Source organism: Mycobacterium sp., assembly GCF_051006775.1.
In the GTDB taxonomy this organism is placed as follows: Bacteria; Actinomycetota; Actinomycetes; order Mycobacteriales; family Mycobacteriaceae; genus Mycobacterium.
Window position 1 is genome coordinate 66273 of sequence record NZ_JBPCSX010000057.1, and the last position, 13591, is coordinate 79863.

Genomic DNA, 13591 nt, shown 5'->3' on the forward strand with positions numbered 1-13591 from the left:
ACTACGGGGGTCAGGCTGTTGCGTTTCATCGACTTCAAAGCCAAGACGCCACTCGTCGGGATGTTCATGGTCTTTCTGGCGATGGGCATCGTTGCGGTGACGGCGTATCAGCGGGCTGGGTGGTACTCGATCGTGGGGTACGCGATTGCCGCCGCCGTCGCGGTCTTCGGGTTCATGTTCACCTTCCGTGATATTCCGGAGCCGCCCGCGGACTCCGCTTCCAAGGATGCGCAGCAGTGACCGCGGTCTCCGAGCCGCCCGCGGAGTCCCCGGCGCTGACTAGTGAGGACGCCGGCTACCACAAGAGCCTCAAGCCGCGTCAACTGCAGATGATCGCCATCGGCGGCGCCATCGGAACCGGACTGTTCCTAGGTGCCGGCGGGCGGTTGGCCAGCGCCGGCCCCGGACTGTTTCTGGTCTACGCACTCTGCGGCGTATTCGTCTTCTTCATCCTGCGCGCAATGGGTGAACTTGTCCTGCATCGTCCGTCATCGGGATCCTTCGTCTCCTATGCCCGAGAATTCCTCGGCGAGAAGGCCGCCTACGTGGCCGGCTGGATGTACTTCCTGAACTGGGCAATGACCACCATCGTCGACTCCACTGCGATCGCCACCTATGCCCGGTTCTGGGGTTTATTCGACCGCTTCCCGCAGTGGCTGATCGCCCTGGTGGCCCTGGCTTTGGTGTTCGCGATGAACATGGTCTCCGTTGCGCTGTTCGGCGAGTTCGAGTTCTGGGCGGCGCTGATCAAAGTTGTTGCGTTGCTGGGATTCCTGGTGGCTGGCACCATATTCCTGGGTGGTCGCTACCAGATCGACGGGCACTCCACCGGGTTCAGCGTGATCACCAACCACGGCGGCATGTTCCCAGTCGGGGCCCTTCCACTGGTCGTCGTCACGTCCGGTGTCGTCTTTGCTTATGCCGCAGTCGAACTGGTGGGCACCGCAGCCGGCGAGACGGCCGAACCGGAAAAGATCATGCCGCGCGCCATCAACTCGGTGATCGCGCGGATCGCCCTGTTTTACGTCGGCTCACTCTTTCTGCTCGCGCTGCTGCTGCCCTACACCGACTACTCAGCCGACGAGAGTCCGTTCGTGACGTTCTTCTCCCATATCGGCATCCAGGGCGGCGGCACGGTGATGAACCTCGTCGTGATGACAGCGGCGTTCTCCAGCCTTAACGCCGGCCTGTACTCCACCGGGCGCATTCTGCGGTCGATGGCCATGAACGGCAGCGCCCCGAAATTCACCGGGGTGATGTCGTCGCGGGGTGTGCCCTACGGCGGCATCTGTCTGACCGCGTCCATCGGCCTGCTGGGCGTGCTGCTCAACGGTCTGGTCCCGGCCATGGCGTTCGAGATCGTCCTCAACGTGGCCTCACTCGGCATCCTGTCGTCGTGGGCGACCATCGTCATCTGCCAGCTCCAACTGTTCCGGTGGTCCAAGCAGGGCCGGATGGTCCGCCCGTCGTTCCAGATGTGGGGTTCGCCCTACACCGGCTACCTCACCTTGGCGTTCCTGTTCGGGGTGCTGGTGCTGACCGGCTTCAATTACCCGATAGGCACCTGGACCGTCGCCGGCATCGCGCTGCTGATCCCGATGCTGGCCGGCGGCTGGCTGCTGGTCCGTAATCGCGTGTATGAGGTCGCCCGAGACCGGGTTGGCAATACCGGTCCGTTCCCGGTGGTCGCCAACCCGCCGCCACCGAAGAGAAGGGGCTGAAACACCCAGGCCGGCTGTTATATCCTACGCCGATCGTGGTTAGTTCAGGTGGGGGTTACGGATTGGGTCCGGGGAGGGTCGGCGCTTTGGCGCTGGCCCTCGGCGTGGGCGCTCTCATCGTCGCGAGCCCGGCGGTGGCCGACACCCGCAACTCTGGAGAGAATCCGGCCGCGGCTGACTCCGTTCCTACCCGGCGTGGTCCGGTTTCGTCGTCGCCGGTTTCGCCGGATGGGCGGAACGCCCGGGTTGCGGCCAAACCACCCACCGCCGCAGTTGCGCGCCGTCCCCATGTATCGGCAGCCGCGACCACCCCCGCGCCCGCCCCACGGATCTCGGTCGGCTCAGCGGCACCGGAGGAGGCCGCGGTTCCCGCCGCAGATCCGGCCACCGCCGTAGCGGATTCGCCGCCGGCGCGGGTGTCAGCACCGATCCCGGTGCCGGGCGTCTCACCCCGCGGATCTGCTGTCGCCGTCCATCGGCCGGCATGGCTGGGTGGCGGGAGCGATCCCGCGGCCCCCATCGCTGCACCGTTGGCCTGGGCGGTAGTCGGGGTGAGTCGCCGTGAACTCTCCGTCGATCCGGTCAACCCGGTCGCTGACTTCGTCCGGTTCTTCGTCGGCGACGGCACCGCGGAGCGTCCCGACGCCGGCATCCTGATCGGCAACGGCTACAGCTTCACCTCCTACGAGGGCGCTTGCACCAGTGGGGCCTGCAATGGCGGCAATGGCGGGCTGATCGGCAACGGCGGCAACGGTTTCAATGGCGGTAACGGCGGCTCCGCGGGATGGTTCGGCAACGGTGGTGCCGGCGCGGCGGGTGCCGCCGGAATCAACGGTGGGGCAGGCGGCGACGGCGGCAACGGTGGATTGCTCAGTGGTGACGGTGGACACGGCGGCAATGGCGCTACCGCCGGCGGCCCTGGCGGCAACGGCGGCCGCGCGGGTCTGCTGATCGGCAACGGGGGTAACGGCGGAGTCTCCGGCAACGGCCTCGGCATCGGCGGTGTCGACGTCGGTCGCGGCATCGGCGGCTCGGGTGGGGCGCTGTTCGGTAGCGGCGGGATCACCGGGACACCGCGGGCGGCGTCGGTGATCGACGATCTCTACCGCTTCTTCATCAACGGTTTCGAATCCCTGTGTGGCTGCAGTGTCGCCGATGCCAAATTCTGGTTGTGGACTCGGGCCACCCCGCTCGTCAGCAGCGGGATCACCTATCTCGTCCGCACCTACGCTCCCGAATTCGAATCCATCGCCGACGTACTCGCTCCCATCATTTACGACGGCTTCGGCGACTGGATCTTCCGTCAAACGGTTGCTCCGGAACTCGACCGAATTGTCAGTAGTCCCGTCGTGATGAATTACGTCGCCGGTCTGGTCAGCCAGGGGGTGGCTGCCTCCGGCGTGCCCGCTGACCTCAGCGCCACTGCCGGACAGGCGGTGTCCGCGTTCGTACAGCTCGCCTTCGGGGGACCCCAAAATGCTGCCACCAGGGCGGCATTCGACACCCTGATCCGTAGCCTGCCCGGTGTACCGGATGTGACAAGGACGCTCTGGGACCTCTGGCAGGGAAATGTCACCGTTTCCGAGATCCTTGCGAACCAGATCACCCCGCAGTTGCAGCGCGGCTTGAGCACATTCCTGGGCGCGCCTGCTGTGCTGCAGTCGCTGAACTCTGCCACTGTCGGGGCGGTCACGGTGTACACCGGCGCGAACACCCCGAACGCCCGGATCATTCAGACCCTGATCGCCGAGCAGACCGGCCAGGCGGTGGCCGCGACCCTCGGCGGTGGACCCGGTGCGACGGTCGCCGATGCGGTGACCGGCCTGCTTTACGACCCGGCCTTCAATCGCGTACTGGCCAACGCGGCCGGCGCTGGACTGGTCAGCTTTCTGGGCCAATTCGACGGCCGGGAGGCGCTATCCACCATCGGCTACAACACCCTCCTCGGCGCGTTCGACAAACCACTGGTGGCGGTGCCGCCAGCCAACGGCGCCATCGGCGCGGGCACCGCCGGTCTGTTGGGATCGGTGCTTGCCGACCCTGCCGCGCTGCAGCTGCTGAGCGTCGCGCTGACACAACTGGTCACCGGTTTGACCGCAGACCCCTACGTGCGCGCCCTGCTCGGTCAGCAGATCGCCGGCGCGGCTTTCTCCGCGGCACCGGATAGCCCCATTGCACCGGTGATCGCAGGAGCGGCCGCCGACGCCGTGACGAGTCTGCTCACCAATGCAGACGTCCGGACAAGTCTGGGCCGGCTCGCCGGAGCGGCGCTGAGCGGATTCTTCGATCAGAGGTTGGTCGTGGGCCCGGTGGCCACTGCGGCCGGGCTGATCGTCTCAGGTGCTGATCCGGCTCAGGTGCTGCAGAACCTGTTGACCGACAACATCGTTCGCGGAACTCTCGCGACGACGGTGACTAGCGCCGCCCAATCGTTACTGACTGACGCCACGATCCTTCAGCAGTCGGGTGCGGCAGTTGCGGATTTGTTGTCGAGCGTTGCTGCCGACCCCACCGTCCGCACACTCGTCGGCCGGGAGGTGGCCGCACTCGTCTTCGGATCTCTCGGTGGTGACCCGCTGACCAGAGGTGTGGCTTTCGCTCTCGGCGACGCGGTGGTGAACCTGATGGCCGATCCGGCCGTCAGGTCCGGCCTCGCCGGCCTGGCCGGCGCGGTGATTCCCGGCTTCGCGAGTCAGGCGGGGGTGGCCGCTGCGATCTCCGGCGCAGTGGCCGAATTGACCACCGCGGTGTTCTCCGGGATGGATCCGGCTGTCGCTGTTGCAAACATTTTGCGGACGTTACAAGCCGATCCCGCCGTCCGCACGGCCCTGGGTGTCAGCGTCACCGAAACGCTGAATACGGCATTCGCCGACGTGGCTCTGCTGCAGGGATTCGGGACGGTGACCTCAGGACTGGTGACCGCACTGATCTCCGACCCGCCGGCGAATCTTCTGCTTGCCCGGCAAGTGGCCGCACTCGTCACCGCCGCCCTGGGTAGCACCCCGGCGGCTGCCGGAGTGGGACGCAATCTCGCGATCGCGGTGATGGGCCTGCTCACCAGTCCGGAGTTCAGCGGCGGGCTGGGGCGGTTGTCCGGCGCGGTGCTGACCGGATTCCTCGGTGATGCCGGTCTCGCGGCGGTGTTGGCCGACACCGCAGGTCGGGTTTCCGTCGGCGTGGTCAGCGGCGACGAACTGGCAGTGCGGGCTGAACTACAGACGTTACTGGCCGATCCGTTGGTACGGGACGCCATCTCCGCCATCGTAAATCTAACGCTGACAACGGTTTTCAGTGATATCGGGATCGCCCGTGCGCTGGGGTCGACGACGTCTGGTCTGGCTGAGCGGCTGGTGGGGGATCCCGCGGTGCGCGAAGCACTCGGCACGCAGATCGCTGCGCTGCTGGCCGCCGGCCTGGGTGGAAGCCCGGCCGCCGACGGAGCGGCTGACGCGGTTGGCGTGGCGATCACCGGACTGCTGGCGGGTCCTCGCGTCAACAACGCGCTAACCGTGGTTTCTGGCGTGATCGTCACCGGATTCCTGCGCCAGCCCGGGATCGGCCCGGCTCTGAGTGATGCCGTCGAAAAAGTGCTCGCGGCACTGAGCGACGGAACCGATCCGGCGGTCGCCCTGCAGGCTCTACTCGCCGATTCCGATTTCCGCACGGCGATGGGAGTGACGGTTGCCGGTGCCCTCGACACGGTACTTACCGACGCCGATCTGATCTCGGCACTGGGCGCCACGACGACCGAACTGTTGAGCGGGGTTGCCGGCGATCCGGCGGTGCGGAGTGCCCTGAGTGATCTACTCGGCCCAGCGGTCGGCCCCGCGGTGGTCGGACTGCTCGCCGACTCGACTGCCACCGCACGACTTGCGGCGGCGGCCGGCACGGCCCTGACCCGCTTCCTCGACCAGGCCGGGGTGGTCAGCGCGGTATCGGGTGCAGCAGAACAGATTGTCACCGCGGTGCTGGTCGGCGACACCGCTGCGGTACAGGCTGCTCTAGCCGAATTGCAAGCCGAACCGACAATCAGGGCAGCCCTGGACGAGAGCGTCCCGGGTGCTGTGCGATCGGCTCTGGGCGATGTCACCGCCCGCCAAGCATTGAGCACGGTGGCCCGAGGGGTCGCGACGAGCCTGCTCGGTGCGGACACGTTGCTCGGTCCGGTGGCGGGTCAGGTAGCCGGTGCTGCGGCGGATTCCCTGCTTGCTGACCCGGCAATACAGCGTCTGATCGGCACGGTCGCGGTCGACATCCTCACGGGAAAGCCGCTCAACGAGGTGACGGACTCCGCGATCAAGACGGCCATCTCTGAGCCCGCAGTGCAAATCGCACTCGGTATGGCTGTGGGGCAGGGCATCGGCTCGCTGTTCGGTGTCAATCCGGTCGGTTTCATCGTCGGTCAGGTGGTCGGGATCACCGCCACACTGGTGATCGGTGTTGGCTCTGGAATCGCCCTGGTAGTCAATGCCTTCAGCATGCCCGTGGTGCCCCCGGCAGCAGCCGATGGTCTGCTCGTCGTGGAGTTCGGCATCGTGCAGTTCGACAGTGTCCACGTCGGCGAGCGGGTGTTGGCGAACGTAGCCTGAGGCATGATCGAAGTCCTGACTGATGTCCCCGAGGGTGTCATCGGAATACGGGTATCCGGTCGCCTCACCGGCGAGGAACTGCAAACAATCAAGCCTCGGATCGCAGATCAGATGAAGTCCGGTAGGGAAATCAGAATCGTCGAGGTGATCGACGACTACGACGGATTCGGCCCCGGTGGCTTAATGGAGGATCTCAAGCTCGGAATCGGCAGCGTGTGGCCGAACCATTCCGCTTTCAAGCGGGTAGCGGTCGTCACGAACACCGAGTGGATTACCCACACCCTGCACGCGCTGGCGTGGATCGTTCCCGGGGAGATGGCGGTGTTCCGGCTCGACGAGCTCGAGGCCGCCAAACGGTGGGCTGCGGGCTAAGCCACGGACTCTGCTGCGGTGCAGCGCTTCTGGTAATGCATCTCGACGTCGACGGCGAATGTGCGGAGCGCGCTGCGCACCATGCGGGCCGTACCGTCGGGATGCCGGCAGGAGCCGCGGTCGTCGATCAGACGGACCATCCGCTGGATCTCGTGTACTAGCCGGTCATCGGCCCGGCCATGCGCGAGTTGCTCGAACAGATCGGCGAGTCGTGGCAGTCCATTGAGGCAAGGACCACATTGCAGGGCACTCTGATCAGCCAGGTAGCGGGTGATCTCGGCGGTGCGGGCCAGTCCGCACTCGCCCACGCCGAGTGCGTGAACGATTCCGGCGCCGGGTGAGGCGCCCAATGATTTCATGCCCGGCCGTGACACCCGCAGTCCTGTCAAATCCCCTGCAGCGAGCCAACTCCCGTGATAGCCACCAATCAGCACGGCGGGCACAGTGCGGGGATCGGTGCCGCCGGAACCCTCGAGCACACCGCTCAGAAGGGTGCCGGTGGGCACTTCGACGACACCGTGACGTTTCAGCGCGCCGGAGAGGGTGATGAGCATGGTGCCCGGATCGTCGGCTTCCCCCACTGCGCGAAACCACTGAGGTCCGTATCGGGTGATCAGAGCGACATGGGCAAGCGTCTCGACATTGTTGAGCAGTGTGGGTCGCCCCTTCACCCCGGAGACCGCTGCCGGGACGGTGCGGTCACGAGGCAACGCCGGACCGCCCTCGATATGCCGCATGGCTGCAGACTCTTCCCCGGCGACGAACCGGTCCGGGGCCTCGACCACGGCGATCCGGTGGTTATCCAGTCCAGCGGCGCGCCGCTCCTCCAATGCTGCGGTGGCGGTGGGCGCGGCATCGGGGTGAATGTAGAGGTAGACCTTATCGGCGTTGATCGCGGCCGCTGCGGCGTCCAAGCCGTCGAACACCAGGTGCGGGGCGCGAGTCAGAAGCTGGGCGTCCTTGCGGCTCAACGGTTCACCTTCAGCACCGTTGCCGACCACCACCGGCTTGCCGCCGGTGATCGCGGCCATCTTGACGGCGGTGGGGAACCCGGCGCCACCGCGACCGGTCAACCCCGCCTCATCGAGCAGCGCAATCAACCCGGGTCCGACAGCGGGCAGTTCGCCGAAGGTGTCATGGTGGGCCGTCAGCGAGGGTCCCTGCGCGGCGAACAGCCGCGGCAGTTGCGGAGGGGCAATCATGAGTCGGCATATTCGGTGAAGTCGGCGCGGAGTCGGAACACCACCGCGATGATCACCACCAGTGCGCACACCCCGGCGAACGCCATGAACCAGAGGTGTCCGGTGTCAGTGCCGTTACCCAGCGCGTGTGCCATGGCGATCGGCCACAGCAGATAGGTGGTCCAGTGGATTGCCCGAAAGGCCCGCACTCCCAGGCGCTGTCGTAACAGGCTGGTGATGACGATGACGATGAGTAGGTCAACGGCGACGGTGCCCAGGCCCTGCCAGATCGGCCGGTAGGAGCCCAGGAACGGCACAACGAAATCGATCAGCTTGAGTTTGGCGTAGGGGTCCATGAACAGCAGGCCCATGTGCAGTCCGACCAGCAGCGTGCCGGCCAGGGCGACGAAGCGGTGGACGTCGGCGACCCCGAATCGTGGCAGTGTGAACAGCGGGCGAGCCGAACGGGTCGCGACGCCCAGCGCTACAGACAGAGTCATGAACGCGAGCGCGACGATCCCGTTGCCCCGGCCGAGTGCCCAGAGCGCTTCACTGGTCATCGGAGGATTACGAGCCGTGCGCGACCGTGTGCGGGACTGCCTTGTTCGGGCCGCCGGAACTGCCCATCGGGGCCTTTCTGCCAGGTGACGACGAGCGCGACGAGGACTTGCTACTCGAGCTTGACTTCGAACTCGAGCTGCCGCCGATCGGGCCCTGCGGCGCCGCGGTCGGTTCAGGCGCGTAGGTCTGTACCGGGGCCGGGGCGTATTGCGTGGCCTGCTGCGTGTAGGTCTGAGTCGGCCCCGCCTGGAACGTCGGCTGCGCGGAAACCGGCGCCGCGGGCGCCTCGACGGTGCTCGGCGCCATGGCGGCGGGCGCAAGGGTGACGGCTGTTCCCGGTGCCGCCGGCTGCGCGGCAGCGGCTACGTCTGTCACGGCAGCGTCTGTCACTGCAGCGGGCTTGACGGTGTCGCCGAAGGCCAGTGCGGACGCGCCGACCACCCCGGCGGCACCGAGGCCGGCCAGAGCCCACGAGGCGACGGCCGCGCGCCGGAATCCCGAACGTGGTGAGTTCATGCGTTTGAGCCTGTCAGAGGTTTCTTTGCCGGCTCTAAGAAGTGCTGTGAGGAGGTTATGGATGCATTGGCGGTCGCTTGACCAGCCGCATCGCGGTTCAGCGCGACTTGTCGGAGAAAACCGGGTTCTGTACCGGCTCCCCGGATTCATCCTTCGTCGCCTGGACCCGCTCGGCCTCAATCGGATTGGAGAAGAGGTTCTCGGTCATCAATGTCCTTGCTTGCATAGTCCCGATCAACAGTTGTAACCGGGGAAGAGCCGGATGGGGTTCATCCTGAGTGTGTGTCGCCGGAAGCGAACGGCTCTGCTGTCAACCCTACAGGAAGCCCGCGGGTCGAGTTCCGGGCCAGGTTGACGGCAACTCCAGCGATATCGCCTTACGATCAACCTCGCACACGGGCGGTAAGGGGAGGAGCCGGATGCCTGTCACCCTGCCCGACTCACCCCGTCTGGCCAACGACACCGAGCGCAAGGTCCTGGCTCTGTTGCAGGAGCAACTCGGTGAGCATGACCTGATCGTCGCCAGCCAGCGCGTCACCGATCATCAAAAGGACCACGAGATCGACTTCGTCGTCGCACTCCGAGGCGCCGGCATCATCTGTATTGAGGTCAAGGGCGGGGAGGTCTGGCACACCGGCGAACAGTGGCTGCAACGCAGTCGCAGCGGCCACGTCAAGACGATCCATCCTGTCCAGCAGGTCCGCCAGGCCCGCTACGCCCTGCGTGACTTCATCGAGTCCGACCCGCGCTGGACGCAGAGCCGACCGCGGTGGAATCACGTCCTGGTCTTTCCCAATAGTGATTTACCCCGGGGCTTTGCGCTGCCGGATTGCCCGCGATGGATGGTGGTCGACCGCAACGACATTGCGGGGCTGGGGGATCGGCTGCGCGAAGTCGCCCTGACTCAGAAGACCGATCTCCCGCTGCTGACCGACGTCGCCATCGAGCAGTTGCAGGCTGCGCTCAGCGGGCGGGGTCTGCCGCAACGCGATGTCGTCGCACGCGCACTGGAGAATGAGGATGCCGCCGACATCCTCACCCAGCAGCAGGCCGTCATCCTCTCGGCGATTCAATTCCTGCCGCGAGTGGAGATCCGCGGCGGCGCCGGCAGCGGCAAGACCTTCATGGCTGTTGAGCAGGCCCGCCGGTTGGCCGACAAGGGGCAACGGGTGGCGTTGATCTGCTACTCCCACGGTTTGGCTTCGTACTTGCGGCGCATCACCGCAGACTGGTCTCGGCGTAAGCAACCCGGCTACGTCGGAGAGTTCCACAGCCTCGGCATCAGGTGGGGTGCCCCGCAGGGGCCCGACGAGAACGAGCGGACAAGCCAGACCTCACAGTTCTTCGAGCATGACCTGCCGGCGGAGATGAAGAAACTCGCCGCTGATCTGCCTGACGGCCAACGATTCGACTCGATCGTCATCGACGAGGCGCAGGACTTCGCGGACAGCTGGTGGGACCCGGTGCTGGCGGCGCTGCGCGATCCGGAAGCCGGTGGGCTGTACGTGTTCATCGATGAAGGCCAGCGGGTGTTCGATCGGGAGGGCACCCCAGGCGTGCCACTGGTGCCGCTGATCCTGGATCAGAACATCCGCAACACCCGCCAGATCGCCAGCGCGTTTCAGCCGCTGGTCGATCATCCGATGCGATTCCTCGGCGGCGAGGGGCCCGAGGTGCGCTTTGTGCCGTGCGAAGCCGACGACGCGCTGGACTTCGGCGACGATCAGATCGAGGTCCTGCTCGAGGAGGGCTGGCGGCCCGAGGACGTCGCGCTGCTGACCACCGGAAGCCGCCACCCCGAGCAGACCGCCCGACAGGCGGAAGGCACCGGGGCGTACTGGGACAGCTTCTGGGACGCCGAGCAGGTGTTCTATGGCCACGTGCTGGGCTTCAAGGGGCTCGAACGCCGGGCCATCGTTCTGGTCGTCAACGACAAGTACGCGCTGGAACGCGCACGGGAACGCTTGTACGTCGGGTTGTCCCGGGCCCGCGACCAACTTGTGGTGTGCGGGGATCCGAAGTTCATCGCCGAGTACGGCGGCGCGGATCTGGCCGGCCGGCTGGGAATCGGCAGCTAAGGACACTCCGTCTCGGAATATCGAGGATGCTTCGCGACCGGCTCACCGATCCGGAAATATCGCTAGCTTCAATGAAATCCAGTTCCATCACCTCGCCCCAACGATCCACACCTCAAGCCGTTACATCAGCGGACTGAGGCTGTCGCAGCGGCATGGTCGGCACCCTGGGTGATCGGTCACAGCAGGCCGCGAACTGCGAGTAGGGTCATAGATGCCTGCGGTGACTCTTCAACATTCAGCTCAACAGAGACGGCGCCTGGCTTACGCCGAAGGAGTCACCGATGAAGTTCGCCTCATGACGTCGCCTCGGATATCGCGCCGCATGGCCAGTCCGGTGCGGGTATCGCTGTCTGCCAGCCGTGGCGGAGACATCGACGGCGCATGGTGGCCGCGCAGTGCCGCGATGGCGCGCGAACTGCCGGACCTGGTCGAGGCGTTGCGTCCCACCCTCGGTGACATCGTCGACATCAGCATCAATTGGTCGGCGAATTCGCCGATGCCGGTGCTGAGCACCATGTCGCCGGATATCGCGGCGAGGATCCGCGGCAACGCCCCCCATCACCGGCTGATGTTCCTGGTCGGTCAATCAGTGGTGACTAAGCTGCTTGTCATCCCCGCCATGACATCACCGGCGCTGGCGGTGATGGTGCTGCGCCACGCGGCGCAGCGCGGCGTACCCGAATTAGACGGCGAGACAAGGGAATTCCAGGCCGCAGACCGGGTCATGTGTGCGGCGCGCACAGAGAGCGCGTCATGGGCCGCCGCACGGGCCGGTGGAAAGCCCACCAGCCCGTCGGCCACCACTACCGGTCGTTAAACCGTCGCACTTCCTGCTACCCGCGAAGCCTTGCGCCGGTTGGCCGGCCGCGGCTGTGAAGGCTGCGCCGCGCTCGGGCCGCGGCGGCGTTGCTGACCGCCACCTGAGCGTCGGGGTGCGGCGGCGCGCTGCTGGGTGACGACCGGCTTGGGTGCCGGCGCCTGATAGACGGCCATCTCGCCGACGAGGTCCAAAACCTCGGCGGATTCGGCGTGCACATCCTGGGGAGCAGCTTTGATACCGGCCTTGCGCAGCAACGCCTGAGTCTCCTTGCGTTGCTCGGGCAGCACCACGGTCACCACATCACCGGCACGTCCGGCGCGCGCCGTGCGTCCGGAGCGGTGCAGGTACGCCTTGTGCTCGGCGGGCGGATCACAGTGCACCACCAATTCCACGTCATCGACGTGAACGCCGCGGGCGGCGATGTCGGTGGCGACCAGAACCCGGGCCTCCCCGGCGCTGAACGCGGCCAGATTGCGATCGCGTGCCGGCTGAGAGAGATTGCCGTGCAGATCCACGGCCGGGATACCCGCCTCGGTGAGCTGCTTGGCGAGCTTCCGGGCCTGATGTTTGGTGCGCAGGAACAGAATTCGCCGTCCGGTACCCGACGCCAGGGTCTGAACCAGCTTGCGCTTCGCCTCCGCGCCGGACACGTGGAATACGTGGTGGGTCATCGCTGCGACGGGTGAGTTGCTGCTGTCCACCGAATGGGAGATCTGGTCGCGAAGAAAACGGTTGACGAGTTTGTCGACACCGTTGTCCAGGGTCGCGGAGAACAGCATCCGCTGTCCGCCGGCCGGGGTGGCGGCGAGGATCCTGGTCACACCGGGTAGGAAGCCGAGGTCTGCCATATGGTCCGCCTCGTCGATCACTGTGATCTGCACAGAATCAAGGCTGATGTGCTTCTGGCGCATCAGGTCCTCGAGCCGACCGGGGCAGGCGACGACGATGTCGACACCGGCTTTGAGGGCACGCTCCTGACGGGCTTGGGGCACGCCGCCGAAGATGGTGGTGACCTTCAGCCCAAAGGCGTCGGCCAGTGGGGTCAGGGCCGCGGTGATCTGGGTGGCCAGTTCGCGGGTGGGAGCCAGTACCAGGCCTGCAGGCCGCCCCGGTACCCGCCTGTGCTGCGCGAGTCTGGCCACCAGTGGGATGGAGAACGCCAGCGTCTTGCCGCTGCCGGTTTTGCCGCGCCCGAGAACGTCACGGCCGGCCAGGGTGTCCGGCAGGGTCTGTACCTGGATCGGGAAAGCATGAGTGAGGCCGTCGGCGGCGAGCGCCTGCACCAGGGGTGCGGGCACGCCGAGTTCGGCGAAGGTGGTCTGTGCCACAGAATTCTCTGTAGTCATGGTTGTGGTGCCTTTCGGGCATCAGGTGTGCCGGGGTGCGCCCGACGGGATTGTCGGCGTTGCGGATCAGCACAGAGGGGCGAGATTGCCGGTGGGCAAAATCGATCGCCGCGAGACAAGGGGTGCAGGTCTGCTGCACTGATCACTCGAACTGGCTCAACTCCTGGTGCGGAGTTGTTGGCCGGTGGACTGAATGTTCCACGACGTGCGGGCGAACAGCTGTCGCCTGCGTCGTCTCAAGAGTAACAGCAGTCCCCGGCGTCTCCCCAATCCGTGGGCAACCAGCAAATTTCGGAGCCGACGACCACCGGCTGCCGATGACCGCCGGCAGCCCGGATCCCTGGTGCAAAGCATCGCCTGATTGTGGCTATGATTTTTACCGTCAGATGCGGTCGCCCCGCGTGTCG

The 13591-nt window shown here is 66.1% G+C and carries 9 protein-coding genes and 1 pseudogene; 6 read left to right on the plus strand and 4 right to left on the minus strand.

Annotated elements, in window-relative coordinates:
• Positions 1-18: 18 nt before the first annotated feature.
• From ACR2JI_RS04535 to ACR2JI_RS04550, 4 genes and pseudogenes are all read left to right on the plus strand, one after another.
• Entirely contained in the window at positions 19-240 is a 222-nt protein-coding gene (locus ACR2JI_RS04535) for a hypothetical protein (protein WP_526388467.1), read from the plus strand.
• Complete coding sequence (locus ACR2JI_RS04540; RefSeq protein ID WP_526388469.1) at positions 237-1721, plus strand: amino acid permease; 1485 nt, start codon at positions 237-239, stop codon at positions 1719-1721. Before ACR2JI_RS04535 ends, ACR2JI_RS04540 begins: the two co-directional genes overlap by 4 nt.
• A 653-nt stretch (positions 1722-2374) precedes the next feature.
• Positions 2375-2791 (plus strand): annotated as a pseudogene (locus tag ACR2JI_RS04545) (hypothetical protein); the annotation flags it as partial.
• 3522 nt (positions 2792-6313) lie between these two features.
• Positions 6314-6682 (plus strand): STAS/SEC14 domain-containing protein, encoded by a 369-nt coding sequence (locus tag ACR2JI_RS04550; protein WP_526388471.1) that lies wholly within the window; start codon positions 6314-6316, stop codon positions 6680-6682.
• Here the strand turns inward: ACR2JI_RS04550 and ACR2JI_RS04555 are convergent.
• From ACR2JI_RS04555 to ACR2JI_RS04565, 3 genes are read right to left on the minus strand one after another with little or no spacing between them, the layout of a single operon-like run.
• Positions 6679-7884, minus strand: coding sequence for an NADH-ubiquinone oxidoreductase-F iron-sulfur binding region domain-containing protein (locus ACR2JI_RS04555; RefSeq protein ID WP_526388473.1), 1206 nt, complete (start codon positions 7882-7884; stop codon positions 6679-6681). The genes ACR2JI_RS04550 and ACR2JI_RS04555 overlap by 4 nt on opposite strands.
• Positions 7881-8423 (minus strand): ferric reductase-like transmembrane domain-containing protein, encoded by a 543-nt coding sequence (locus ACR2JI_RS04560; protein ID WP_526388475.1) that lies wholly within the window; start codon positions 8421-8423, stop codon positions 7881-7883. The genes ACR2JI_RS04555 and ACR2JI_RS04560 overlap by 4 nt, the downstream gene beginning before the upstream one ends.
• 7 nt (positions 8424-8430) lie before the next feature.
• Positions 8431-8940, minus strand: coding sequence for a hypothetical protein (locus tag ACR2JI_RS04565; protein ID WP_526388477.1), 510 nt, complete (start codon positions 8938-8940; stop codon positions 8431-8433).
• Positions 8941-9359: 419 nt separating this feature from the next.
• On the opposite strand from ACR2JI_RS04565, the gene ACR2JI_RS04570 reads away from it, so the two are divergent.
• Positions 9360-11018 (plus strand): NERD domain-containing protein, encoded by a 1659-nt coding sequence (locus ACR2JI_RS04570; protein ID WP_526388479.1) that lies wholly within the window; start codon positions 9360-9362, stop codon positions 11016-11018.
• Positions 11019-11313: 295 nt separating this feature from the next.
• Positions 11314-11835, plus strand: coding sequence for a DUF5994 family protein (locus ACR2JI_RS04575; RefSeq protein WP_526388481.1), 522 nt, complete (start codon positions 11314-11316; stop codon positions 11833-11835).
• On the opposite strand, the gene ACR2JI_RS04580 is transcribed toward ACR2JI_RS04575, so the two are convergent.
• Entirely contained in the window at positions 11832-13184 is a 1353-nt protein-coding gene (locus ACR2JI_RS04580) for a DEAD/DEAH box helicase (protein WP_526388483.1), read from the minus strand. The genes ACR2JI_RS04575 and ACR2JI_RS04580 overlap by 4 nt on opposite strands.
• Between the last annotated feature and the right edge of the window lie 407 nt (positions 13185-13591).